This window comes from Xanthomonas pisi DSM 18956 (assembly GCF_001010415.1).
In the GTDB taxonomy this organism is placed as follows: domain Bacteria; phylum Pseudomonadota; class Gammaproteobacteria; order Xanthomonadales; family Xanthomonadaceae; genus Xanthomonas; species Xanthomonas pisi.
The window spans coordinates 114,296-139,153 of record NZ_JPLE01000006.1; the positions used below are offsets into that span (position 1 = coordinate 114,296).

General features: G+C 64.9%; 17 protein-coding genes. 5 read left to right on the plus strand and 12 right to left on the minus strand.

Annotation, left to right across the window (positions count from 1 at the left end; genetic code table 11):
• Window positions 1-20 precede the first annotated feature (20 nt).
• Both Y887_RS00960 and rpfB read right to left on the minus strand, forming a co-directional pair.
• Window positions 21-887 (minus strand): crotonase/enoyl-CoA hydratase family protein, encoded by an 867-nt coding sequence (locus Y887_RS00960; RefSeq protein WP_046962567.1) that lies wholly within the window; start codon window positions 885-887, stop codon window positions 21-23.
• A 181-nt stretch (window positions 888-1,068) separates the two neighbouring features.
• Window positions 1,069-2,751, minus strand: a complete 1,683-nt coding sequence (rpfB, locus tag Y887_RS00965; RefSeq protein ID WP_046962568.1) for a fatty acyl-CoA ligase RpfB — start codon at window positions 2,749-2,751, stop codon at window positions 1,069-1,071.
• Window positions 2,752-2,848: 97 nt separating this feature from the next.
• On the opposite strand from rpfB, the gene Y887_RS00970 reads away from it, so the two are divergent.
• The gene (locus tag Y887_RS00970; protein WP_046962569.1) at window positions 2,849-3,298 is read left to right on the plus strand and encodes a Cif family virulence factor; all 450 of its coding nucleotides are present in this window, start codon (window positions 2,849-2,851) and stop codon (window positions 3,296-3,298) included.
• Window positions 3,299-3,519: 221 nt separating this feature from the next.
• On the opposite strand, the gene acnA is transcribed toward Y887_RS00970, so the two are convergent.
• A complete protein-coding gene (gene acnA, locus Y887_RS00975) occupies window positions 3,520-6,288 on the minus strand; it encodes an aconitate hydratase AcnA (RefSeq protein ID WP_046962570.1) in 2,769 nt (922 codons plus the stop codon).
• A gap of 147 nt (window positions 6,289-6,435) precedes the next feature.
• Here acnA and Y887_RS00980 point away from each other — a divergent pair, with 147 nt between their 5' ends.
• The 4 genes from Y887_RS00980 to Y887_RS00995 all read left to right on the plus strand — a co-directional run bounded on the left by Y887_RS00980 (window position 6,436) and on the right by Y887_RS00995 (window position 10,758).
• A complete protein-coding gene (locus Y887_RS00980; protein ID WP_016903180.1) occupies window positions 6,436-6,684 on the plus strand; it encodes an AbrB/MazE/SpoVT family DNA-binding domain-containing protein in 249 nt (82 codons plus the stop codon).
• A complete protein-coding gene (locus Y887_RS00985) occupies window positions 6,681-7,091 on the plus strand; it encodes a type II toxin-antitoxin system VapC family toxin (protein WP_011259444.1) in 411 nt (136 codons plus the stop codon). Before Y887_RS00980 ends, Y887_RS00985 begins: the two co-directional genes overlap by 4 nt.
• A 65-nt stretch (window positions 7,092-7,156) precedes the next feature.
• Window positions 7,157-9,748, plus strand: a complete 2,592-nt coding sequence (gene acnB, locus Y887_RS00990; RefSeq protein ID WP_046962571.1) for a bifunctional aconitate hydratase 2/2-methylisocitrate dehydratase — start codon at window positions 7,157-7,159, stop codon at window positions 9,746-9,748.
• 194 nt (window positions 9,749-9,942) lie between these two features.
• On the plus strand, window positions 9,943-10,758 hold the full coding sequence (locus tag Y887_RS00995; protein WP_046962593.1) for an alpha/beta fold hydrolase: 816 nt from the start codon (window positions 9,943-9,945) through the stop codon (window positions 10,756-10,758).
• A gap of 671 nt (window positions 10,759-11,429) precedes the next feature.
• On the opposite strand, the gene Y887_RS01000 is transcribed toward Y887_RS00995, so the two are convergent.
• From Y887_RS01000 to Y887_RS01040, 9 genes are all read right to left on the minus strand, one after another.
• The gene (locus Y887_RS01000) at window positions 11,430-13,799 is read right to left on the minus strand and encodes an EAL domain-containing protein (RefSeq protein WP_046962572.1); all 2,370 of its coding nucleotides are present in this window, start codon (window positions 13,797-13,799) and stop codon (window positions 11,430-11,432) included.
• A 6-nt stretch (window positions 13,800-13,805) separates the two neighbouring features.
• Window positions 13,806-14,882, minus strand: coding sequence for a protein-glutamate methylesterase/protein-glutamine glutaminase (locus Y887_RS01005; protein ID WP_046962573.1), 1,077 nt, complete (start codon window positions 14,880-14,882; stop codon window positions 13,806-13,808).
• Window positions 14,879-15,475 (minus strand): chemoreceptor glutamine deamidase CheD, encoded by a 597-nt coding sequence (gene cheD, locus Y887_RS01010; RefSeq protein ID WP_024937701.1) that lies wholly within the window; start codon window positions 15,473-15,475, stop codon window positions 14,879-14,881. The genes Y887_RS01005 and cheD overlap by 4 nt, the downstream gene beginning before the upstream one ends.
• A complete protein-coding gene (locus Y887_RS01015) occupies window positions 15,472-16,338 on the minus strand; it encodes a CheR family methyltransferase (protein ID WP_046962574.1) in 867 nt (288 codons plus the stop codon). Before Y887_RS01015 ends, cheD begins: the two co-directional genes overlap by 4 nt.
• A 216-nt stretch (window positions 16,339-16,554) precedes the next feature.
• Window positions 16,555-18,930, minus strand: a complete 2,376-nt coding sequence (locus Y887_RS01020; RefSeq protein ID WP_046962575.1) for a methyl-accepting chemotaxis protein — start codon at window positions 18,928-18,930, stop codon at window positions 16,555-16,557.
• An 82-nt stretch (window positions 18,931-19,012) separates the two neighbouring features.
• Window positions 19,013-19,396, minus strand: a complete 384-nt coding sequence (locus Y887_RS01025) for a hypothetical protein (protein ID WP_003486337.1) — start codon at window positions 19,394-19,396, stop codon at window positions 19,013-19,015.
• 313 nt (window positions 19,397-19,709) lie between these two features.
• Window positions 19,710-20,192, minus strand: coding sequence for a chemotaxis protein CheW (locus Y887_RS01030; protein ID WP_046962576.1), 483 nt, complete (start codon window positions 20,190-20,192; stop codon window positions 19,710-19,712).
• Window positions 20,193-20,313: 121 nt separating this feature from the next.
• Window positions 20,314-21,099 (minus strand): flagellar brake protein, encoded by a 786-nt coding sequence (locus Y887_RS01035; RefSeq protein ID WP_046962577.1) that lies wholly within the window; start codon window positions 21,097-21,099, stop codon window positions 20,314-20,316.
• An 892-nt stretch (window positions 21,100-21,991) separates the two neighbouring features.
• Window positions 21,992-24,664, minus strand: coding sequence for a methyl-accepting chemotaxis protein (locus tag Y887_RS01040; RefSeq protein ID WP_046962578.1), 2,673 nt, complete (start codon window positions 24,662-24,664; stop codon window positions 21,992-21,994).
• Between the last annotated feature and the right edge of the window lie 194 nt (window positions 24,665-24,858).

A 24,858-nucleotide genomic window follows, 5' to 3' on the forward strand; every position in this document is an offset into this window, starting at 1 on the left:
ACGGCATGCTGTCATGCTAATCAGGCAATTCCCTTTGCGGCTCTGCGCGTCTGCGCCTTTACCAGCCGATCCATCGTCTTGAGAGACTTTTCTCCCAGTTCCAGTGCGGCTTCCACCCATATCTGCGCGACCGCCAGCAGTTCGTCATGAGTGACCGGGTTGCACACCTGTCTTGCGCGATTCATCGCCAGATACGACTGAGGCGTGCGCTGCTGCTTGGTGATCAACTCATGGGTGGCATGGATGCCTTGCCCGCGAGGTACGAGCATATCCACAACTCCCATGGCGTACATTTCCTCGCTGCTGTAGACCCGCCCCTCAAGAATGATCCGTTCTGCCAATTGGGGCGATACGCGCCTGGACAGAAATGAGTAGGCGCCCATGCCCGGGAACAACCCGAACAATACTTCAGGCAATCCCAGGCCCACGCCTTCCTCGGCAATGATCGTGTGGCAAGACAGCGCCATCTCCAGCCCGCCGCCCAGCGCATCTCCCTGCAGAAGGGCAATGGTTCTGAAATTTCCAGTGAGTCCCTGATGGAACTGGAAAACGCCACTGACGCAACTCTGTGCGTATCGCAATAAGCCTTGTCGGTCGCGTGCGCGAATCATGTGGCCGAATAGATCCAGATCCCCGCCGAGATTGAATGCATTTGCGTCCGAGGCAAGAACGAGGCTGCGCAAACGGCCGGTTTCATGGGTGGGCGTGTCGGTAAGCGTACTCAGGTAACCGTGCATTTCCGTCATCAACTGCGGGCGGAAGCATGGCCTGATGCCCGTTGCTGCGTCGGCATGCATGAAGAGCCAATGCCCTGCATCCGCATGGCTTGCATGCGTGCGAATCGTGGATTGATTGATTTGAGGCTGCAGTTTTTCGATCATGCTCATGAGCTTTTCTCGAGGAGGTCGCCCGCGGGAGAGTGTGGCGCAGCGGGCGGTGCGGACTCCACAAACGGATCCTACACCGGCGCTATCTGCCTGAACGCAAAGGGCTTTCCCATTGCTGGGAAAGCCCTCCGGTCTGACTCTTTCAGCGGGTTCTGAGATTCCCGCCAAGGCATGTCTGCAATTATTTAGGTGGCGCATCCCGCAGTTCGCGGCGCAGGATCTTGCCGACATTGGTTTTCGGCAATTCCTTGCGGAATTCGATCACTCGCGGCTGCTTGTAGCCGGTCAGGTTGGAGCGACAATGCGCTTTCACCTCATCGGCGGTGAGGGCAGGGTCCTTCTTCACGATCACGGCCTTGACGATTTCGCCGGACTTTTCGTCCGGCACGCCAACTGCTGCCACTTCCAGCACGCCAGGCATTTCGGCGATCACGTCCTCGATTTCGTTCGGGTAGACGTTGAAGCCGGACACCAGAATCATGTCCTTCTTGCGGTCGACGATGTAGACGAAGCCGTGCTCGTCCATTCGCGCGATATCCCCGGTATGTAGCCAGCCGTCGGCATCCATCACCTTGGCGGTTTCCTCGGGCTTCTTCCAATAGCCCTTCATCACCTGCGGGCCCCTGATGCACAGCTCGCCGATTTCGCCCTGCGGCAGTACGTTGCCGGCGTCGTCCTTGATGCAGGCATCGGTGGACGGAATCGGCAGGCCGATCGCACCGTTGTAGTCCTTCAGGTCCATCGGGTTGATGCAGGCCGCCGGCGAGGTTTCGGTCAGGCCGTAGGCCTCGACCAGGGTCAGACCGGTGACTTTCTTCCAGCGTTCGGCGACCGAGCGTTGCACGGCCATGCCGCCGCCCAGGGTCATCTTGAGCGAGGAAAAATCGATCTGGTCGAAACCGGGCGTGTTGAGCAGGCCGTTGAACAGCGTGTTGACGCCGGTAAACGCGGTAAAGCGGGTCTTCTTCAACTCCTTGACGAAACCGGGCATGTCGCGCGGATTGCTGATCAGGTGATTGCAGCCGCCGATCTTCATGAAGACCAGCCCGTTCGCCGTCAGCGCGAAGATGTGATACAGCGGCAGCGCGGTGATGACCACCTCGTTGCCTTCTTCCAGCTTGCCGGTGCCGGCAAGCCACTGGTGCGCCTGCTGCATGTTGGCGACCAGGTTGCGGTGGGTCAGCATCGCGCCCTTGGCCACGCCGGTGGTGCCGCCGGTGTACTGCAGAAACGCGATGTCGTCCGGTTCGATCTGCAGCGTCGGCACGCTGTGCTTGCGGCCCAGCGCCAATGCGTCGCGGAAGCGGATCGCGCCGTTGATGCGGTAGTCGGGCACCAGCTTCTTGACGTATTTGACGACGAAGTTGACCAGCGCCGCCTTGGGAAAGCCGAGCATGTCGCCCAGCCCGGTGGTGATCACCTGCTTGACCGGCGTGTCGGCAATGACCTGCTGCACGGTGGTGCCGAAGTTATCGATGACCACCAGCACGCTGGCGCCCGAGTCGATCAGCTGGTGCTTCAGCTCGCGCGGGGTGTAGAGCGGGTTGACGTTGACCACCGTCAGCCCGGCACGCAGGACGCCGAAGGTGGCGACCGGATACTGCAGGCAGTTGGGCATCATCAAGGCGACGCGGTCGCCCTTCTTCAATTGCAGCTCGCCCAGCAAGTAGGCGGCGAATTGCTCGACCAGCTGGTCCGCCTGGCGATAGGTAATGGTCTTGCCGAAGCTGTGATACGCGGGGCGGTCGGCAAACCGCTTGACCGAGGTGGCGAACACTTCGGCCACCGTACGGAACTGCTCCAGATCGATTTCGGCGGCGACGCCGGCCGGATAACTTTGCAACCAAGGACGTGCCTGATTCATCTGCCCCCCTCCAGGGTGTTCTCGACGTGACGCGGTGTGTTCCACGGCACTTCAACACCTGGCAGCATACCGTCATGGATGGAAAAGGCGAAGCGTGATGCACGGCAGCATTCGGCAGTGGAGACGGCTCTGGTGGCTGCTTGTGTGCGGACTGCTCCTGGCCGCCTGCATGCGTGATGCGCCGGAGCAGCGCCTGCGTGCGACCTTGCAGGACATGCATGCGGCGATCGAAGCGCGCGACATCGGCGATGCGATGGCGCCGGTGGCGACTGATTTCGTGGGCGCCAACGGCCTGGACGCGGCCGGTTTGAAACGCTTGATGCAGCTGCAGATGCTGGGCCATCGGCAGATCGGCGTCACCGTCGGGCCGCTGGACGTGGAGCTGCGCGGGACCACCGCCACGGTGCGCTTCACGGCCATGCTTACCGGCGGCAGCGGCGGCTGGGTGCCCGAGCAGGCGCAGACCTACCAGGTGACCACCGGCTGGCGGCTGCAGGACGGCGATTGGATGCTGTACCACGCGCAGTGGGAACCTGCGGGGCAGTGAGGGGGCCCTCGGCGCAGCGCACGCCGACCACAACGCCACCACCATGACGGGCGAGCCGCGACATCAGATGACACGGCAGACCGATGCGTTACCGCTCGGCAAGTGTGCTTAGACGCAGATAGGCAGCGCCATGAAACGCGTTTTAGAGCCCGCGCACCGGACCCATAAACGACATTCCCGCCAATCGGCGGGAATGTCGGTCACGCGGAACAGGCCAGGGATCAGGCCGTCTTGCGGGCGGCCAATTGGCGCAGCACGTACTGCAACAGGCCGCCGTGCTTGAAGTACTCCACTTCCTTGGGCGTCAGCAGCAGCACCTTGACCTGGAACTGCTTGACGCTGCCGTCGGACTTCCTGGCATCGACGGTCGCGCGGCGGCTGGCGCCATCCTGCAGGCCAGTGATGTCTAGGACCTCCGAGCCATCCAGACCCAGCGTCTGGGCGTTCTCGTTTTCCAGGAACTGCAGCGGCAGCACGCCCATGCCGACCAGGTTGGAGCGGTGGATGCGCTCGAAGCTCTCGGCGATGACCGCCTTGACCCCGAGCAGGTTGGTGCCCTTGGCAGCCCAGTCGCGCGAGGAGCCGGTGCCGTATTCCTTGCCGGCCAGCACCACCAGCGGTACGCCGTCGGCCTTGTACTTCATGGCCGCATCGTAGATCGCCAGCTTTTCCGGCTGGCCGCCGTCGGCGGGGTAGTACAGCGTGTTGCCGCCTTCTTCGCCGCCGAACATCAGGTTCTTGATGCGGATGTTGGCGAAGGTGCCGCGCACCATCACATCGTCGTTGCCGCGGCGGCTGCCGTAGCTGTTGAAGTCGGCCGGCTGCACGCCGCGTTCCTGCAGGAAGCGTCCTGCCGGCGACTCCTTCTTGATGTTGCCGGCCGGGGAGATGTGGTCGGTGGTGATCGAGTCGCCGAACAGGCCCATGATGCGCGCGCCGTGCACGTCATCCACGTTGCCCACCTGCATGGTCATGCCGTCGAAGTAGGGCGGGTTCTTGATGTAGGTGGAGGCTGCATCCCACTCGTACAGCGCGCCATCGGGGGAAGCAATGGTGTTCCAGCGCGTATCGCCCTTGAACACGTCGGCGTAGTTCTGCTTGAACATCTCCGGGCCGACGGTGGCGGCAATGGTGTCGCCGATTTCCTTGTTGCTCGGCCAGATGTCGCGCAGGTACACCGGCTGCCCGTCGCTACCGGTGCCGAGCGGCTCGGTAGTGAGATTGATATCGGTGGTACCGGCGATGGCATACGCCACCACCAGCGGCGGCGAGGCCAGGTAGTTCATCTTGACTTCGGGATGCACGCGGCCTTCGAAGTTGCGGTTGCCCGACAACACCGATGCGACGACCAGATCGTCCTTGGCAATCGCGGCGGACACGTCCTCCGGCAGTGGGCCGGAATTGCCGATGCAGGTGGTGCAGCCGTAGCCGACCACGTAGAAGCCGAGCGTTTCCAGGTCGGCAAGCACGCCGGCCTTGCTCAGGTAATCGGTGACCACGCGCGAGCCCGGCCCGAGCGAGGTCTTGACCCACGGCTGCGCCTTCAGACCCTTGGCCGCCGCGTTGCGTGCCAGCAGGCCGGCACCGAGCATCACCGCCGGGTTGGAGGTGTTGGTGCAGGACGTGATGGCGGCAATCACCACCGAGCCATCGCGCAGCTGCCAACCGGCGCCGCTGTCGGCCGCGCCTTCGGCCTGGGCCGCCTTGGCGCCGACCGCGGTGCCGCCACCGCCTTCGTTCTTCAGGCGATCTTCCTGCTTGATGTCGCCCAGGCGCTTGCTGCGTGCCTCGGCAAACGGCTTGAGGCTCTCGCGGTAATTGGACTGCATGTCTTCCAGCAGCACGCGGTCCTGCGGACGCTTGGGGCCGGCCAGCGACGGCTTGACCTCGCCCATGTCCAGCTCCAGCGTGGCGCTGTACTGCGCCGGCGGCGTGTTGGCGTCGTGCCACAGGCCCTGCGCCTTTGCGTAGGCTTCCACCAGCGCAATCTGCTCCTCGCTGCGGCCGGACAGGCGCAGGTAGGTCAGCGACTCCTGGTCGACCGGGAAGATGCCGCAGGTGGCACCGTATTCCGGTGCCATGTTGCCGATGGTGGCGCGGTCGGCCAGCGGCAGGTGCTGCAGGCCCTCGCCGAAGAACTCGACGAACTTGCCCACCACGCCGGCCTTGCGCAGCATCTGGGTGACGGTGAGCACCAGATCGGTGGCGGTGGCGCCTTCGGGCAGTTTGCCGCTGAGCTTGAAGCCCACCACCTGCGGAATCAGCATCGAGGAGGGCTGGCCCAGCATCGCGGCTTCGGCTTCGATGCCGCCTACGCCCCAGCCCAGCACGCCGATGCCATTGATCATGGTGGTGTGGCTGTCGGTGCCGAACACGGTATCGGGATAGGCGACCAGGCTGCCGTCCTTGTCCGCGCTCATCACCACGCGGGCGAGGTTTTCCAGGTTCACCTGATGGACGATGCCGGTGTTGGGCGGCACCACCTTGAAGTTTTCGAACGCCTTCTGGCCCCAGCGCAGGAAGCCGTAGCGTTCCTGGTTACGCTGGAATTCGATCTTGCCATTGAGGTCGAGCGCGTCGGGCTTGCCGAACACGTCCACCTGCACCGAGTGGTCGATGACCAGTTCGGAGGGGATCTGCGGGTTGATCTGGTCGGCCTTGCCGCCGAGCTTGACCACCGCATCGCGCATCGCGGCCAGATCGACCACGCAGGGCACGCCGGTGAAATCCTGCAGTACCACGCGCGCGGGCATGAAGGCGATTTCGATATCGGGCTCAGCCTTCGGGTCCCACTTGGCAACCGCCTCGATGTGGTCCTTGCCGACGGTCACGCCGCCGTCCTCGTGCCGGAGCAGATTCTCCAGCAGGATCTTCATCGAGTAGGGCAGGTGGCCGATATCGAAGCGCTCGCCCAGTCTGGGCAGGCTGTAATAGTCGTAGCGCTTGCCGTGGACCTCAAATGAGGTGCGGGTGGAAAAGGAATCGCTCATGCATCACTCCTATGGCGTCGAAGGCTTTAGGTAGGGGGCCATTCTGAGCAATTCAGTGTGTACGCACGGTGTGTCCAGGTCGATCTGCCGGCTTGAGTACGATCCCGCAAGTACGTATCATGCGTGCATACTTTCTGGAGCATGCTCATGGAAGCCACCGTTGCCGAACGCGGACAGATCACGCTGCCCAAGGCCGTGCGCGATGCCCTGGGCCTGACCAAGGGCACCACCCTCAAGATCGAACTCGATGGTGGCCGCATCATCTTGCGCAAAGATGTCAGCGAGGCGCTGCGCAAGGTGCGCGGCAAGTTCAAGCTGGTCGATGGCCTGACCAGCACCGACGAGGCCATGCGCGCCATTCGCGGCCGCGCGCCCGGAGATCCGTTCGACCCATGATCGCCCTGGATTCCTCGGTGTTGCTGGACATCCTCATCGGCGACCCGGTGTATGGCGAGGTGTCGGAGATCTGCATCGGCGATGCGCTGGCGCGCGACGAAGTGGTGGTCTGCGATGCGGTGGTGGCCGAGGTGCTGGCCATGCTCGACACCCAGGTCGACCTGATGGAAACCCTAGCCTCGATCGGGGTGCGTTACGAAGCCACCCAGGAAGCGGCGGCGGTGCGCGCCGGCCATATGAACAAGCGCTTCCGCGCGCGCGGCGGCAAACGCGAGCGGGTGGTGGCCGATTTCCTGATCGGCGCCCACGCGATGCTCCAGTGCGATGGGTTGATCACCCGCGACGAGGGCTTCTTCCGCGACTACTTCAAGGGCTTGAAGATCACCGTCCCCAAGCCCGTTGCCTGATCCACGTCTTCCGATCCACGCCTGACCTTTTACACATTCACTGCTGTCCTTTTTGGAGAACCCGCATGTTGGAAGCCTATCGCCACCACGTTGCAGAGCGCGCCGCGCTCGGTATCCCGCCGCTGCCGCTGACCGCGCAGCAGACCGCCGAGGTCATCGAGCTGTTGAAGGCTCCGCCGGCGGGCGAAGAAGAATTCCTGGTCGAGCTGCTCAGCCAGCGCGTGCCGGCCGGCGTCGACGACGCCGCCAAGGTCAAGGCCTCGTACCTGGCCGCTGTCGCCTTTGGCACCGAAAAAACCGCACTGATCAGCCCCACGCGTGCGACCGAGCTGCTGGGCACCATGCTGGGCGGCTACAACATCCAGCCGCTGATCGACCTGCTGGACAACGCCGAGCTGGGCGCCACCGCCGCCGAAGCGCTCAAGCACACCTTGCTGGTGTTCGACGCCTTCCACGACGTGCAGGAAAAGGCCGAAGCCGGTAACGCGCACGCCAAGTCCGTGCTGCAGAGCTGGGCCGATGCCGAGTGGTTCACCAGCAAGCCGGAGGTGCCGCAGAGCATGACCGTCACCGTGTTCAAGGTGCCGGGCGAGACCAATACCGACGACCTGTCGCCGGCTCCGGATGCCACCACCCGCCCGGATATCCCGCTGCACGCGCTGGCGATGCTGAAGAACAAGCGCGACGGCGCGGCGTTCGAGCCGGAAGAAGACGGCAAGCGCGGCCCGATCCAGGCCATTGCCGATCTCAAGGACAAGGGCCACCTGGTCGCCTATGTGGGCGATGTGGTCGGTACCGGTTCTTCGCGCAAGTCGGCCACCAACTCGGTGCTGTGGTGGACCGGCGAAGACATTCCGTTCATTCCGAACAAGCGCTTCGGCGGCGTGTGCCTGGGCAGCAAGATCGCCCCGATCTTCTACAACACGATGGAAGACGCCGGCGCCTTGCCGATCGAGCTGGACGTATCGCAGATGGAGCACGGCGATGTGGTCGAGCTGCGTCCGTACGACGGCAAGGCGCTGAAGAACGGGCAGGTGATCGCCGAGTTCGCGATGAAGTCGGACGTGCTGTTCGACGAAGTGCGCGCCGGTGGCCGCATTCCGTTGATCGTCGGCCGCGGCCTGACCGCCAAGGCGCGCGAGTTCCTGGGCCTGCCGGCCTCGGATCTGTTCCGCCTGCCGATGGACCCGCCGGACACCGGCAAGGGCTTCTCGCTGGCGCAGAAGATGGTCGGCCGCGCCTGCGGCCTGCCGGAAGGCCAGGGCATGCGCCCGGGCACCTATTGCGAGCCGAAGATGACCTCGGTGGGCTCGCAGGACACCACCGGCCCGATGACCCGCGACGAGCTCAAGGACCTGGCCTGCCTGGGCTTCTCGGCCGATCTGGTGATGCAGTCGTTCTGCCACACCGCCGCCTACCCGAAGCCGGTCGACGTCAAGACCCATCACACCTTGCCGGAGTTCATCTCCACCCGTGGCGGCGTGTCGCTGCGTCCGGGCGATGGCGTGATCCACAGCTGGCTCAATCGCATGCTGCTGCCCGATACCGTGGGCACCGGCGGCGACTCGCATACCCGTTTCCCGATCGGGATTTCGTTCCCGGCCGGCTCCGGTCTGGTGGCCTTCGCGGCCGCCACCGGCGTGATGCCGCTGGACATGCCCGAGAGCGTGCTGGTGCGCTTCAAGGGCGAAATGCAGCCGGGCGTGACCTTGCGTGACCTGGTCAACGCGATCCCGCTGTACGCGATCAAGGACGGTCTGCTGACCGTGGCCAAGCAGGGCAAGAAGAACATCTTCTCCGGCCGCATCCTGGAAATCGAAGGCTTGCCGAACCTGAAGGTGGAGCAGGCGTTCGAACTGTCCGACGCCTCGGCCGAGCGTTCGGCGGCCGGTTGCACCGTGCACCTGGACAAGGCGCCGATCATCGAATACCTGACCAGCAACATCACCCTGCTGCGCTGGATGATCGCCGAAGGCTACGCCGATGCGCGCACCCTGGGCCGCCGCATCAAGAAGATGGAAGAGTGGCTGGCCGATCCGCAGCTGCTGCAGCCCGATGCCGACGCCGAGTACGCCGCCGTCATCGAGATCGACCTGGCCGACATCCACGAGCCGATCGTGGCGTGCCCGAACGATCCGGACGACGTCAAGACGCTGTCCGAGGTCGCCGGTGCGGCGATCGACGAAGTGTTCATCGGTTCGTGCATGACCAACATCGGGCACTTCCGTGCCGCTGCCAAGTTGCTGGAAGGCAAGCGCGATATCCCGACCCGTCTGTGGGTGGCGCCGCCGACCAAGATGGACGCCTCCGAGCTGACCAAGGAAGGCCATTACGGCACCTTCGGCGCGGCCGGTGCACGCATGGAAATGCCGGGCTGCTCGCTGTGCATGGGCAACCAGGCGCAGGCACGCGAGGGCGCCACGGTGTTCTCCACCTCCACGCGTAACTTCCCCAACCGCCTGGGTCGCAATACCAATGTGTACCTGGGTTCGGCGGAACTGGCGGCGATCTGCTCGCGTCTGGGCCGCATTCCGACCAAGGACGAGTACATGGCCGATGTGGGCGTGATCAAGACCAGTGGCGATCAGATCTACCGCTACATGAACTTCGATCGGATCCAGGAATACCAGGACGTGGCGGATACCGTCGCGGCCTGATCCGGCGGGATCGGATGGACCTCGAAACGCCCGGTACTGCCGGGCGTTTTTCGTTTATCAGGCCATGACTTCGTCGCATTTTTGGTGTGATGGGCGTCAAAACAAATCGCAGTTAAATCACTTGTCGCGCTGCAACAATTTTCTGAAGTGGAGAGGTCTAGAGTTCCGCCGCCCTCCCATTTATGTCGATGCCGATGCCCTCTTGCACGATCGCAGGTCACACACTCCACTACACGCAGCACGGTCAAGGGTTTCCGATTCTGCTCGGCCACAGCTATCTGTGGGACGCAGCGATGTGGGAGCCGCAGATCCAGGCGCTTTCGCAGCACTACCAGGTGATCGTTCCGGAGCTGTGGGGGCACGGGCAATCGGGCGCACTGCCGCAAGGCACGCAGGGAATCGACGATCTTGCCCGGCAGATGCTTGGCCTGCTGGACGCGCTGGAGCTGCCGCAGTGCGCGGTGGTGGGCCTGTCGGTGGGTGGCATGTGGGGCGCCGAACTCGCCCTGATGGCGCCGGAGCGCGTGCGTAGCCTGGTGTTGATGGATACCTTCCTGGGTGCGGAGCCGCAGGCCACGCGTACGCGCTACTTTGGGATGCTGGATGCGATCGAGGCGGCGGGGCAGGTGACGCCCGCGCTGATCGAAGCGATCGTGCCGATCTTCTTCCGCCCCGGCATCGATCTGACCTCGGCGCTGCCGGCTGCGTTCGCGCAGCGCCTGGCGGCGATGACGGCCGAGCAGCTGCGCACGTCGATCGTGCCGCTGGGCCGGTTGGTCTTCGGCCGTGCCGACCGGCTGGATGCGATGTCTGCGCTGGATCCTGCCACTACCTTCCTGCTCGGTGGCGACGCAGATGTTGCGCGGCCGCCGGAAGAGGTGTGGATGATGGCCGAGGCGATCTGCTGCGATTACGAGCTGGTGCCCGATGCCGGGCATATCGCATCGCTGGAGAATCCGGCGTTCGTCAATGCGCAGTTGCTCGGGTGGTTCAAACGCACCTTGTCGTGAGGGCGCAGCGGGGAGGGCGCGCGCGGGATGACGTGCGTGCCTGGACCGCCAGGCCATTGCCGATGGGCTGAGATGGCTTGCAGCTGGTTCCCGTCTCCCGGCTGCTTTCCTTCTCCCGCCGGGAGAAGGTGCCCGTAGGGCGGATGAGGGTACGGGCGCTGCAGGATGTCTGGGCGGCCGTACCCTCACCCCAACCCCTCTCCCGGGGGGAGAGGGGCTGAGAGGTGCTGCGATCGTCTGTCGCTGCGTCGTTACGTTTGCGCGCCCAGCCAGGCTTCCAGTGCCGGCAGCTGCCTTCCTTCAGTGCCAGTAGCTGCTTCCTTCTCCCGCCGGGAGAAGGTGCCCGTAGGGCGGATGAGGGTACGGGCGCTGCAGGATGTGTGGCCGTACCCTCACCCCAACCCCTCTCCCGGGGGAGAGGGGCTTGGAGGTGCTGCGATCGTCTGGTCGCTGTGTCGTTGCGTCTTCGCGCCCAGCCAGGCTTCCAGTGCCGGCAGCTGCCTTCCTTCAGTGCCCCTAGCTGCTTTCCTTCTCCCGCCGGGAGAAGGTGCCCGCAGGGCGGATGAGGGTACGTGCGCTGCAGCGGGTGCGGATGGCCGTCCCTTCACCCCACCCCCTCTCCCGGAGGGAGAGGGGCTGAGAGGTACTGCGATCGTCTGGATGCTGCGTCGCTACGGTTGCGCGCCCAGCCAGGCTTCCAGTGCCGGGGCCGGGAGGGGACGCGAGAACAGGTAGCCCTGCAGGACTTCGCAGCCCAGGTCGGCCAGGAACAGGCGTTGAGCTTCGTTTTCCACGCCTTCGGCGACGACGTGCTTGCGCAGGTGCTCGCCGATGCGCAGCACCGAAGTGGTGAGGGCGCGCGCGTCTTCGCTGTGTTCGATATCGCGGACGAAGCTCATGTCCAGCTTGAGTTCGTCGATCGGCAGGCGGTGCAGATGGCTCAGGCTGGAATAGCCGGTGCCGAAGTCGTCCAGCGATAACGAGATGCCGGCTTCGCGGATGGCGTGCAGGTTTTCCAGCACGCCCGGCTGGCCGGACAGCATCACGCTTTCGGTCAATTCCAGGGTCAGGTCGGAGGCCTGCACGCCGGTGTCGGCGATCAACCGAAGCAGGTCGGGAAGCATGCGCGGGCTTTCGAAGCCGCTGGCCGACAGATTGACCGAAACGCGTGTGACCGGCACGCCGCGCAGACGCCAGTCGGCCACCTGCTCGCAGGCCCGCCGCAGGACCCAGGCGTTGAGCTGCGGCATCATGCCTTGCTCTTCGGCGACAGGCAGAAACCGTGCGGGCGAAACCGCGCCCAGTTGCGGATGATTCCAGCGCAGCAACGCTTCCACGCCATACAGCGCGTGCGGTGCGGCGCTATGCAGTTGCGGCTGGTAGTGCAGCTGCAGTTGGTCGCGGCCGATGGCCTGGCGCAACTCCGCTTCCAGCGCCACGCGCTCCTGCGCCATGCGATTCATGTCGGAGCTGAAGAAACGGAAGCGTCCGCCGCCTTCCTTCTTGGCGCGATTCATCGCCAGATCGGCATGCCGCAGCAGGATGTTGATGTCGCGCCCGTCTTCGGGAAACATCGCCACGCCGATGCTGGCTGACGGATGCACGGTCATGTGGCCCACCGACAGCGGGCCGGCGATGGTGCCCAGCAGGCGCTCGGCCGTGGCGCTGGCCTGTTCGGCGCTGCATTGCGGCAGGGCCAGTGCGAACTCGTCGCCGGCCACGCGTGCCAGCATGGCGGTGGCAGTGAGCTGCTCGCCGATGCGCAGCGCGACGTCGCGCAGCAGGCCGTCGCCGGCAGAATGGCCCTGACTGTCGTTGATCAGCTTGAAGCGGTCGATGTTGATGAACATCAACGCGGCCGGCTCGGCGGCGTACTCGGCCTGGGTCAGCGCCTGCTCGGCGCGCGCGCTGAACATGATGCGGTTGGGCAGGCCGGTCAGTGCGTCGTAGAACGCGAGTTGATGCACGCGTTGACGGATCTGCTCGCGCTCCAGCGCCAGCGTGCACAGCTGCTGACACAACTCGGTCAGCCGCACATGCCAGGCGTCGGCGCGCTGCGGCTTGCGGTAATACAGCGCAAAGGTGCCAAGCACGCGCGAGCTGTTGGAGCGGATCGGCGTGCTCCAGCAGGCGCGCAGACCCATCGGGAGGAGCAGCTCGCGGTAGGCGGCGAACAGCGGGTCGGTGGCGATGTCTTCCACCATCACCGCACGGCCACGCCAGGCAGCGGTGCCGCAGGCACCTGCACCGGGCGCGATTTTCAGGCCGTTGACGGCGTCGGCGTATTCGGGCGGCAGGCTGGGTGCGGCCAGCGAGTTCAGGTAGCCCTGGTTGTCGGCGCTCATGACGGTGGCCCACACTTCCGGTGCGATGCGTTCGACCTCGCTGCAGATCAGCGTCATCACCTCGATCAGCGGGCGCTCCTGCACCAGCGCTTCCAGCACGCGGTGCTGCAGCACTTCGTGCATCTTGGTGTCGGTGATGTCGGTCAGCACCGCCACGTAATGCGATGGATTATGTCGGGCGTCGTAGATCGGGTTGAAGTTGAGCGAGATCCACAACGGCGAGCCGTCCTTGCGATAGACCAGCAGGTCGGCACGGGTCTGCTGCAGGGCATCGGCGCGCTCGCGGATGCGCGCGACTTCGCCCTGGTCGCTCTGCGCGCGGGTCAACACATCCGACGGGCGCTGACCGACCAGTTCGGCTTCGGTGTAGCCGAACATGCGCTGGAAGCCATCGTTGGCGTAGAGCAGGCGCGATTGCAGGTCGCAGATGAGGATGGCGCTGCTGCTGCCATCCAGCGCTTCGGCCAGCAGGCGCGAACGGCGGTCGTCGGGCGCTTCGCCCGGCTTGGCCATGCCGGCGGTGAGCGGGCCGGGCCTGATCGGCCCGGCCGCGCGCGCATCCTCGAATGCGCTGACCGACGAGGTGTCGCCGACCAGTTCCGCCGTCGCCCACGCATCCGTCGCCGTGTTCGGAACGGTGTCCGGCGCACCGGCGTGCGGCGGCGGATCGGTCGGATGCGGGGGCGGGGCACGCATGGGCAATCAGCGCGCCTGTGCCGACAAGGCGATCAGGCGTTCGGCGACACGCTCCAGCGGCACCACTTCCTGGGCGGCGCCCAGCTTGTAGGCGGCCCCGGGCATGCCCCAGACCACGCTGCTGGCTTCGTCCTGCACCAGGGTGGGCGCGCCGGCCTGCAGCATTTCCAGCAGTCCACGCGCACCGTCGTCGCCCATGCCGGTGAGGATGGCGCCGACCGCATTCGGGCCGGCGTTGGCGGCAACGGAGCGGAACAGCACGTCCACCGCCGGCTTGTGGCGGTTGACCGGCGGGCCGTCGTCGATGCGGCAGCGCCAGCGGGCGCCGTCGCGGATGATGCGCAGGTGCTGGCCGCCTGGCGGCAGGTAGGCGTGACCGGGCAGGATCGCTTCGCCGTCGCTGGCCTCGCGCACCGACATCGCCGAGTGGCGATTGAGGCGCTCGGCAAAGGCGGTGCTGAAGCTGGCCGGCAGATGCTGGGTCATCACCACCGCCGGCGCATCGGCCGGCATGTGTTCGAGCACCACGCGCAGCGCTTCGGTGCCGCCGGCAGAGGCGCCGATGGCGATCAGCCGGTCGGTGGTGCGGAAGCGCAGCGCGCTGCCGGGCACCGGTGCCGATTGCATGTCCAGAGTGACCTTGGGCGTGCTGGGGCGATGCAACGCGCTGACCTTGGCCTTGGCGGCCATCTTGACCTTGCTGACGATCTCTTCGGCATAGCCTTCCAGGCCGCGTGCGACGTCGATCTTGGGCTTGGACACGAAGTCCACCGCACCCAGCGACAAGGCCTGCAAGGTGGTATCGGCGCCGCGCTCGGTGAGCGAGGAGATCATCACCACCGGCGTGGGCCGCAGGCGCATCAGATTCTCCAGAAACACCAGCCCGTCCATGCGCGGCATTTCCACGTCCAGCGTGATGACGTCCGGGTTGAGGCGTTTGATCTTTTCGCGCGCCAGGATCGGGTCGGCGGCCGAGCCGATGACTTCGATGCCGGGATCGCGCGAGAGGATTTCGGTGAGCATCTGGCGGACGACTGCCGAGTCGTCGACGATCAGGACACGAACGGGAGTTTCCAGCGTCATTCGAACAACTCCACTCCACCGGTGACCGGTGCTTTGGAAAGACGGGCGCGCACGGCCGATTCTGCGGCGGCGACCTCGGCTTCGTGCGCGTGCGGCAAACGCTGCACGACCACCCGGCCGGTCGTCGGGAAGAACCACACCTTGCGCGGATGGATGCCGCACAGATCTTCGGCAATGATGGGAATGTGCTCGGCCTGCAGGTACTGGCGCACGAATTCGGCGTTACGGGTGCCGACCGGGTTGCTGGTGAAGCCCTTGAGCACGTTGGCGCCGCCGAAGACCTTGGCTTCGATGCGTTTGCGATGCGCGCCGCGCTTGAGCATGTCGTTGATCAGCAACTCCATCGCATAACTGCCGTAGCGCGCCGGTGCACCGTCGCCGACCTGACCTTCGGGCAGCAGGAAGTGATTCATGCCGCCGATCTTGAGCACCGGGTCGCGCAAGCAGGCCGCAACGCACGATCCCAAGGTGGTCGTCAACGCGGTGTCGTCGTCCACCACCAGATACTGGGTCGGCAGCAGCTTGGCGGTGATGGTCTGGAACCGCGAATCGCGGTAGCGCATCACGTCGTCGACCTGCACGGCAGTACTCATGCAGATGCTCCCGAACGCGGGGCGCGCCGATACAGCGTGCGTCCGCACGGCTGGATCAGGTCGGCCGCGTGCAGGTAATTCTCCGAATGCCCGGTGTAGAGCAGACCGTCGTCGCCCATGTGGCTGACCAGACGCGACAGGATGCCGCGCTGGGTCGGTTTGTCGAAATAGATCATCACGTTGCGGCAGAACAGCGCCGCGTACGGGCCGCCGACGTCGTAACGCGGTGCCAGCAGGTTCAACTGGCGGTATTCGATGAGCTGGCGCAGCGCCGGGATCACCCGGCACTTGCCTTCGTTGGGGCCGCTGCCGCGCTGGAAGTACTTGCGCTTGATCGAAGCGTCCAGCGAGGCGACGCGGTCGATGGCGTAGACGCCGCGCGAGGCGGTTTCCAGCACCTGGGTGTCGACATCGGTGGCGACGATACTCACTGGCGGGGTCAGCGTGCCGAAGGCTTCGCAGGCGGTGATGGCGATGGAGTAGGGCTCCTCACCGGTGGACGCCGCGCACGACCAGATCTTCAGCGATGCCTGTGAGGCCCGCTTCTGCAGTTCTTCGCGCAGCTTGTCGAAGTGGTGCGGCTCGCGGAAGAACGAGGTCAGGTTGGTGGTCAGTGCGTTGGTGAATGCCTGCCATTCTTCTTCGTCGTTGCCGGCTTCCAGCTGGTCCAGATAGTCGCGGAACGAGCGCAGCCCGAGCACGCGCAGGCGCCGCGACAGGCGGCCGTACACCATGTCGCGCTTGGCCGGCGCCAGCGAGATGCCGACGCGCTGGTAAATCAGGTCGCAAACGCGCTTGAAGTCGCGGTCGCCGAAGTCGAATTCGCGCGTGTCTGAAGCGGGAGTCGTAGTCGTCATATCCATACACGTCGTGAGCTATTACTGGATATCGGCCATGTAGTCATGCAACTGAAGCGCCAATCCGACGATCGCTGCGGTTGGGTTCGGTGTCGCATCGACGGTGCGGCGCGGCGGCGTGCAGGGAGCAGGCGCCGGGGTGAAGACTGCCTGTCGTTGCGAGAGGCACAAATGCAACGCCCCGGCGGTGCCGGGGCGTTGCGGGGCGACAGCGGTGAGGTCTTAGAACTCTTGCCAGTTACCGTCGGCCAGTGCGGCCTGTGGCTTGGCAGTGCGCGCTGGCGCTGCGGCTGCACGCACGGTCGGCTTGGCCGCGGTCTTGACCGCAACCGGACGCGAGGCGACCGGGCGGACACGTGCTTGCGCAACCGCGGCCGACTCGTCCAGCTTGAACACCGACACCGCTTCGGCCAGATGACCGGCCTGCTCTTCCATCGAGCGGGCGGCGGCGGTGGCTTCTTCCACCAGCGCAGCGTTCTGCTGGGTGGTTTCGTCCATCTGGGTGATGGTCTGGTTGACCTGCTCGATGCCGGCCGACTGTTCCTGCGACGCAGCGGAGATCTCGCCCATGATGTCGGTCACGCGCTGCACGCTGGCCACGATCTCTGCCATGGTCGCACCGGCCTTGCGCACCAGCGCCGAGCCTTCGGCCACCTTGTGCACGGAGTCGTCGATCAGTCCCTTGATCTCCTTGGCCGCACCGGCCGACCGCTGTGCCAGCGTGCGCACTTCCGAGGCCACCACGGCAAAGCCGCGACCCTGTTCGCCGGCACGTGCCGCTTCCACCGCGGCGTTCAGCGCCAGGATGTTGGTCTGGAACGCAATGCCGTCGATGACCGAGATGATGTCTGCGATCTTCTTGGACGAGGCTTCGATGCCGGACATGGTGGTGACCACCTGCGACACCACTTCGCCGCCCTGCGAGGCCACACCGGTCGCGCCGATGGCCAGTTGATTGGCCTGACGTGCACTTTCGGCGTTCTGCTTGACGGTGGAGGTGAGCTCTTCCATCGAGGCGGCGGTTTCTTCCAGGTTGGCGGCCTGCTGTTCGGTGCGGTGCGACAGGTCGCTGTTGCCCGAGGCGATTTCGCCGGCTGCCGAGTTGATTGCGCTGGAAGAGAGCTTGATGCGGCCGACGATGTCGGCCAGCTGTTCGGCGGTGGCATTGGCATCGTCACGCATCTGCGCGAACACGCCGCTGAACTGCCCGTGCATGCGCACGGTCAGATCGCCGCGCGACAATGCAGACAACAACGTGGAAATCTGCTCCAGGCTGCCGGCGTTGGCATCCAGCAAGCCGTTGAGCTGCTGCGCCAGCTGCAGGAAGAAGCCCTGCTTGCCGTCGGTGTCGACGCGGCCGCTCATGTCGCCGCTGGCAGCGGCGCGCACGATGCGGGCGACTTCTTCTTCGACCTGGACTTCGATGGTGCGGTCGCGCCATTCGCAGACTTCGCCGGTGGTTTCGCCTTGCTCGTTCTTGATGCCGGTGACGGTCTGCGCCAGCACGACTTCGCCGAAGCGCTCTTCAAAGCTGGTGACGCCGTCGCGTTCCAGCGCAGCGATGGCCTTGCGTACGGTCGCATCCGACAGGCCCAGGTAGCTGATGTGCTGGCCGATGACCTTGCTCGCATCGAACTCCGGCGATGCCAGACGGATGCTGCTTTCGTACTGCGTCACGATCTTCTTGAAGGCGTCGTTGGCGTAGATCATCACGCGATCGGGATCGGTGATGAAGGTGCCGGTGGACGACTTGTCCAGTGCGGTGCGGATGCGCAGGTTCTCGTCGGCGATCTTCTGATCGCGTTCGATGCGCTCCTTCAGGTCGCGCTGCATGCGCTGCATCGAGCGCATCAGTTCGCCCACTTCGTCCTGGCCCTGCACGTTGATCTGACCATCCAGCTTGCCGCCGGCGATCTCGGTGGCGGTGCTCACCGCACCGCGCATGCTGCGCACGATGGAGCGGGCGAACAGGAACGCCAGGCCCAGGCCGCCGGCGATGCCGATCAGCAACACCATCAGGGTCAGGCTGACTGAAGTTGCGTGGACCTTTTCGGCCTTGGTCTTGGCTGCCTGCGCCAGCAGGTTGTCTTCGGCGATCAACGCAGCCAGCGAATCCTTGGCCTTGTTGTGCAGGGTGCGGGTCTCGCCGACAAAGGTATCGATGGCATCGTCGGGAAGGTTCAGCTCGATCATTTCATCGACGCTGGCGTACGAGGCCGAGGCCTTTTTCCAGTCGGCGACGAACACGTCAAAGAGTTTTTTCTGCTGCGGACTTTCGATCAGGCGGGGGTAGCCCTTGATCGTGGCCTCGATTTCGCCGTGCAGCTTCTTGGCGCGGACCCTGGCTTCCTGCTTGACCGCATCGCTGGCGCGCACCAGATTTTGATAAGACGCATTCCGGTATTCGCCCAGCATGCCGCGCAGATCGCCGGCTTCGCGCACGCTGGACATGGTGTTGCCGGCCAGGTCGCGGGTCACGTTGTTGAGCGATGCCAGCCCCGAGTACGCGATGATTCCCTGCACCAGCATGATCAGCAGCACGATGCCGAACGCCAGCATCAGCCGCGGCATCAATTTCAGATTATTGATCCATTGCATTGACACGATTCCCCCGTAAAAGTCAGTCCGCATAATCCAGACAGCACATCGCCACGCATGGGCGTGGCGATGTGCGATGCGATTACTTGATGGTGGCGAGCTTCAGGCTGGCCGGGGAGCTGACTTCGATTTCGGCGCGCGAGCTGTCGCGCTGGATCTTGCCCAGGACGCAGACGTCCTTGCCTTCCAGGGTTTCCGGGGCAAAGCTGAACTTGCCGCGGTTGGCGCCATCGATCCGGGCCGAGAAGGTATGGCGCGGGAACATGCCGCCCATGTACAGGAAGGTGGGCTCACCCTCCGAGCTCTGCGCGTACTTGGCCTTTTCGACCTTGCCGCAGACCATGCCGTCCTTGCCGACGAAGCGGGTGGCCATCTCCGGCGGAATCATTTCCTGCGACTGGGCCGACAGCGTGGGGGCAACGATCACGAGAGCAGCGACGGGGAGGAGCGAGAGCAGGAACTTCATTGGGGATTCTCCAGAATCGAAAGTCGAACGGTGACCCGCTTATGAACGCGGGCTTCTATTCAGCTATCGGCTATCCGGGGTTCAACTTGAATCCAAAAAACGTGAGGTGTATCGCACTTCTATTTAGCGGTGCGTCGCGTGTCGGGAGGCTCCTGACACCGGATGGTGGTATGCGCTTAGGGCATAAATCACTGCGGCCGTCAGAAGGCTGCCGGAGATACAGGCGCGGCGATGCATACCTGTTGCATCGCCGCGCCTGCCGATCACCGCATCCCTCTGACGACCGCAGGTCGCCGCACGCAACCACCCTGAATCAGGCGGCTTCTTCGGTCAGCTGCTGACCCAGCTCGGTGCTGTCCAGCAAGGTTTCGATGTCCAGCAGGATCAGCATGCGATCGTCCTGGGTGCCGATGCCCGAGATGAAGCGGGTGTCGACCGAGGCGCCGAATTCGGGGGTGGGGCGGATCTGATCGTCGTTGAGCGGGATCACATCCGAGACGCTGTCCACCACGATGCCGACCACGCGGTCTTCGACGTTGAGCACGATCATCACGGTGAAGGCGTCGTAGCGCGCTTCTTTCAGGCGCAGCTTCAGGCGCAGGTCGATCACTGGCACGATGGTGCCGCGCAGGTTGATCACACCCTTGATGTAGTCGGGCGCGTCGGGCAGGCGGGTGACCGAATCGTAGCCGCGGATTTCCTGCACTTTCAGGATGTCCACGCCGTAGTGTTCTTCGCCCAGGGCGAAGCTGAGGAATTCACCACCGGTGCCGGTGGCAGTGCTTTTGTCGTTCATGAAAACTCCGGGCGTTTCGGCTGAGTGTCAGGTTGCGGCACTGGGTTGAAAAGGCTGCCATAGCAACATCGGCGCGGCGCTACGCAACTTTAGGTGCGTGGCTGCCGTGGTACGGTCGGGTTCAGAACACGCCGCTCTTGCGCGCATTGCGCTGGCGGTCGACCCGGAAGATATAGCGCTGGATGGTTTCGTCGGCGCCACGCGGCAGGTCGCTGAATTGCATGCCCACGCGGAAGCCTTCGCTGCCGTTGGGCAGGGTCTGCTTGTGCTGGCTGCAGACGGTGAGCGGCAGCGAAATCGGCGCGGTGTCAGGCAGCTGCAGGGTGCAGTTGCGGTAGGTGCGTTGCGGTTCCAGCAGGGGCATGCCGGCAGTGAGCGAGACCGCCAGGCCGCCGCTGCTGATATCGATCACGCGCAGCTGCAGGTTGAGATTGCCGCCTTCGGCTTCGTCCTGGCGGATGATGCAGACCGGCGAGTCGGTGATCGGCGTTTCCAGCCGGTACGACTCGCGGCGTTGCATGTGGTACATCGCGTCGGGCAGGTCGGCGCGGAAGGCGACATGGATGTCGCGTTCGATGCGCTCGGCCTTTTCCAGCCGGAAGCGCACGTTGACCCGCTCCAGCTGCGCATAGCAGAGCAGGTACTTGGCATCCTCGATGGCGCGGTTGGAGGTGTCGTTGTGGCTGCCGTCCAGGATCACGCAGTCGTCGTCTTCGTCCACGTCGAGCACGGCGGTGGGTACGGCCATGTCGCGGCCGGCCACGTGCAGGGTCACCACGGCGCGTTGATCGAGCAGCTGACGCAGCAAACCACGGATCTGCCGCTTGTTGCGCAGCAGATAGCGTTCGTCACCTTCGGCAAGGTGATCGGCGTCGTGGTCCAGCTCGGAGGTATCGCCTTGGGACATGGGCACAAGCACAGTGGTAGCGGGAAGAAGCCCGGAGGGTTGTCCCGGCGTCGCCTTGATATCGGCGGCAAACCCGAATCTTTAAGTGCCGCTGACAAAACTTGTCTGCGGATCGCTGGTAAGGATCAGTCGTGATGGTCGATGTGCAGAGCTCTCGACGCAGCAACCAGCAAGGTTCTGGCGCGATGTCTTCGTTCTTCGGCAGAGCAACCAGCCGCCTGCATGGTGCGGTGTCCTTGCCGATTGCGGGACCGTTGGCGGCTTGGATGCCGCCATCGAGCACCCACGGACGGGTTCACGGCGTGTCCCGCGAGCGGCGAGGGCACCGCGCCCTCGACACTGCAAGTGTGCTGCAGGGCCCTTGCCCGCCCACCATCGCAGGACACGCTGCAAGTACGTCCATGTCAGCTCCGTGGCGGCATCCATGCCGCCAAGGGTCCTGCGACGGTGAGCGGGCAAGGACCAGTCGAGCTAGTCGGTGCTCAGAGTTTCGACAAAGCGGTCAGCACCATGTCCGGCGTGGTTTCCTCGCTCTTCAAAAAACCGGCAGCGAACTCTCTGGTGCGGTGTCCTCGCCGATTGCGGGACCGTTGGCGGCATGGATGCCGCCATCGAGCCCCCATGGACGGGTTTACGGCGTGTCCCGCGAGTGGCGAGGGCACCGCGCACTCGACGCTGCAAATGTGCTGTGGGGCGCTTGCCAGCCAACCCTCGCGGGACACGCGGCAAGTCCGTGCTTGCAAGCTCTTGCGCGGTATCCATGCCGCGCAAGGTCCCGCGACGGTGAGCAGGCAAGGAGCAGTCGAGCCGATCTGGTTGCCTCGCATTCGATCATGCAGCTAGCAAATGGCACGACGCGTTGATTTCGCGGCGAGAAATCGTGGTCGCCGTCTCAGCGATAGGCGTGGCGTGCGCTGGCCAGCAGGGTGCTCAGGCGGTCCTGCGGCTCCAGGCGGAACACCGCCACTGCGTCCACCAGCTGCGCGGCCTGGTCTTCCATCGAGCGCGCCGCTGCGGTGGCTTCTTCCACCAGGGCGGCGTTCTGCTGGGTGGTTTCGTCCATCTGGGTCACGGTCTGGTTGACCTGGGTGATGCCGGCGGCCTGCTCGCGCGAGGCGCTGGTGATCTCGCCCATGATGTCGGTGACGCGCTGCACCGAGCCGACCACCTGCTGCATGGTGCTGCCGGCTTCCGACGCCAGCGCGGCGCCGTTGCCGATGCGGGTCACCGAGTCTTCGATCAGGTGCTTGATCTCCTTGGCCGCACCGGCCGAGCGCTGGGCAAGCGTGCGCACCTCCGAGGCCACCACGGCAAAGCCGCGGCCCTGCTCGCCGGCACGTGCGGCTTCCACTGCGGCGTTCAACGCCAGGATGTTGGTCTGGAAGGCGATGCCGTCGATGACGCTGATGATCTCGGCGATCTTCTTGGACGAGGCGTCGATGTCGGCCATGGTGGTGACCACGCGGCCGACCACATCGCCGCCCTTGGCGGCAACACCGGCGGCATCGAGCACCAGGCGGTTGGCCTGGTCGGCATTGTCGGCGTTCTGCTTGACGGTGGCGGTGAGCTCTTCCATCGACGCGGCGGTTTCTTCCAGCGCGGCGGCCTGTTGCTCGGTGCGCCGCGACAGGTCGCCGTTGCCGGTGGCGATTTCGGTGGCGGCCGAGTTGATCGCCAGCGACGCATCCTTGATGCGACGCACGATGCCGGCCAGCTGGTCGGCGGTGGCGTTGGCATCGTCGCGGATGGTGGCGAACACGCCTTGCAGCTCGCCGTCCATGCGTGCGGTGAGGTCGCCCTGCGACAACGAGGACAGCAGCGCGGATACCCGCGACAGGCCGTCGGCGTTGTTGTCCAGCAGCATGTTCAGTTGTTGGGCGAGCTGTAGCAGGAAGCCCTGCTTGCCGTCCAGGCTGACGCGTTCGCTCAGGTCGCCGACGGCGGCCGCCTGCACGATGCGTGCGACTTCTTCTTCCACCTGCACTTCCTGGGTGCGGTCGGCCCACTCGACCACAAAACCCATGCGCTCGCCTGCGGCGCCCAGCACCGGGCTGACCACCAGCCGCATGGTGCGGCCGCCGACATGGATCTGCGCGACGTGGGTGCTGGTGAGCTGATCGAGCATGCGTGCCTGATGCTCGGGCTTGCGGTGGAACTGGTCGATGCTGGCGTTGATCAGGGCATCGGCATCGAAGTTGGGCAGGTCGCGGCGCAGATCGTCCTGCACGCTCTTGAGCATGCGCTGCAGCGGACGGTTGACGTAGATGATGCGGCGGTCGGCATCGGCGATCATCACGTTGGTGCTGACATCGTCCAGCGCGGTGCGCACGCGCAGCGCCTCGCTGGCGATCAGGTGATCGCGCTCCAGCCGCGCGCGCAGATCGTCGCGCATGGTGCGGGCATTGAGCAGCAGACGGCCGAGTTCATCGTGCCGGTCGATCTCGATGGGATTGTCCAGACGGCCGGCGGCGACATCGCCGAGCACACGTTCCACCGCCAGCAGCGGGCGGGTCACCATCTTGCGTGCGGCGATGAACACCACCGCGATGCACAGCCCCAGCACCACCAGCGAGAACAGCAGCATGCTGCCCATCAGCTGGTCGAGCGGGCCGTCGATGGCGCTGCGCGGCTGGGTGCCGATCACCGCCCACTGCCACGGCGCATAGCGCTGTGCGGTGACCTCGAACGCCTGCGCGTTGCCCTTGGCATCGCGCAGCTGCAGGTTGGCGCTGGGTTGCTTGCCGTCCAGCACCGACTGCAGCACAGCTTGCTGATCGGCCGGCACCAGTGCCGACAACGTCGCCGGTGTCCCCGGCGGTGCGGCGATGATCTGGCCCTGGTGCTCGCCCGGTGCCATGTCGGCGATGACGAAGTAGCCGTCCTGTCCCAGCTTGGTGGTGCTGACCTGGGCCTTGAGCGCGGCCAGGCCCTGGGTGTAATTGCGGCCGACGAACAGCGCGCCGATCACCTCGCCGGCAGCGTTGCGCAGCGGCGCGTAGTACGTCATGTACTGGTCGCCGAACAACTGCGCCTGGCCGGTGAAGGGCTTGCCTGCGGACAGTGCGGCGTAGGCCTTGCCCTTGCGATCGAGCAGGGTGCCGATCACGCGCTCGTTCTGCTTGTTGCGCAGCGAGGTGGTGATGCGCACGAAGTCGTCGCCGGTGCGCGCGAAGATGGTCGCAACGCCGCCGGTGGCCTGCGCGAAGCGGTCCACCGCATCGAAATTGAGATTCAGCGCCTGCGTGCCGGAGCGCAGCGTGGGCGTGTTCTGCTCACCGATGGTCACGGTGCTGGCGGTATCCAGTTCGCGTGCGCCGCGCGGCAGCATGTCGTCGAAGACGCTGCCCAGACGCTCGGTGCCTTCGGTCAGGGTGACGTCGTACATCGCCACCGACTGCTGCATCAGCCGCGTGCTCGAACGCAGCTCGGCCTTGACCTGGGATTCGATGTCGCCGGCCGATTGCCGGTAGATGGTCAGGGCGAGCAGCCCCAGCGACAACGCGATGACCAGGGTGAGCAATGCGGACAACCGCGTGCCAACGGAGAGTCGGTTGAAAAAATGCATAAGAGTGGCCTTGCCCGGGGGAGGGCGTTACGGATGCGTGAGTGCGATAACGGCCGTCTATGCGTGAAATTGATCATTTCTGTAGAAATCGGCACAACAGGGGGCGATTTATTCAGTCATGGCTCATTGGAAGCGGTTTCAGTCCGGTCGGGCGCGCCAGCCGGTTGTAAATTCGATGTGAAGGCGGAGCGGGT

Bases quoted from the DNA above. Each gene is read 5' to 3' on its own strand.
- Y887_RS01035 (WP_046962577.1), bottom strand. From the start codon at position 21,099: ATGTCCCAAGGCGATACCTCCGAGCTGGACCACGACGCCGATCACCTT.
- Y887_RS00995 (WP_046962593.1), top strand. From the start codon at position 9,943: ATGCCCTCTTGCACGATCGCAGGTCACACACTCCACTACACGCAGCAC.
- Y887_RS01000 (WP_046962572.1), bottom strand. From the start codon at position 13,799: ATGCGTGCCCCGCCCCCGCATCCGACCGATCCGCCGCCGCACGCCGGT.
- acnA (WP_046962570.1), bottom strand. From the start codon at position 6,288: ATGAGCGATTCCTTTTCCACCCGCACCTCATTTGAGGTCCACGGCAAG.
- Y887_RS01020 (WP_046962575.1), bottom strand. From the start codon at position 18,930: ATGCAATGGATCAATAATCTGAAATTGATGCCGCGGCTGATGCTGGCG.
- Y887_RS01025 (WP_003486337.1), bottom strand. From the start codon at position 19,396: ATGAAGTTCCTGCTCTCGCTCCTCCCCGTCGCTGCTCTCGTGATCGTT.
- Y887_RS01030 (WP_046962576.1), bottom strand. From the start codon at position 20,192: ATGAACGACAAAAGCACTGCCACCGGCACCGGTGGTGAATTCCTCAGC.
- Y887_RS00985 (WP_011259444.1), top strand. From the start codon at position 6,681: ATGATCGCCCTGGATTCCTCGGTGTTGCTGGACATCCTCATCGGCGAC.
- cheD (WP_024937701.1), bottom strand. From the start codon at position 15,475: ATGAGTACTGCCGTGCAGGTCGACGACGTGATGCGCTACCGCGATTCG.
- rpfB (WP_046962568.1), bottom strand. From the start codon at position 2,751: ATGAATCAGGCACGTCCTTGGTTGCAAAGTTATCCGGCCGGCGTCGCC.
- Y887_RS01015 (WP_046962574.1), bottom strand. From the start codon at position 16,338: ATGGATATGACGACTACGACTCCCGCTTCAGACACGCGCGAATTCGAC.
- Y887_RS01005 (WP_046962573.1), bottom strand. From the start codon at position 14,882: ATGACGCTGGAAACTCCCGTTCGTGTCCTGATCGTCGACGACTCGGCA.
- Y887_RS00980 (WP_016903180.1), top strand. From the start codon at position 6,436: ATGGAAGCCACCGTTGCCGAACGCGGACAGATCACGCTGCCCAAGGCC.
- Y887_RS00960 (WP_046962567.1), bottom strand. From the start codon at position 887: ATGAGCATGATCGAAAAACTGCAGCCTCAAATCAATCAATCCACGATT.
- Y887_RS01040 (WP_046962578.1), bottom strand. From the start codon at position 24,664: ATGCATTTTTTCAACCGACTCTCCGTTGGCACGCGGTTGTCCGCATTG.
- acnB (WP_046962571.1), top strand. From the start codon at position 7,157: ATGTTGGAAGCCTATCGCCACCACGTTGCAGAGCGCGCCGCGCTCGGT.
- Y887_RS00970 (WP_046962569.1), top strand. From the start codon at position 2,849: ATGCACGGCAGCATTCGGCAGTGGAGACGGCTCTGGTGGCTGCTTGTG.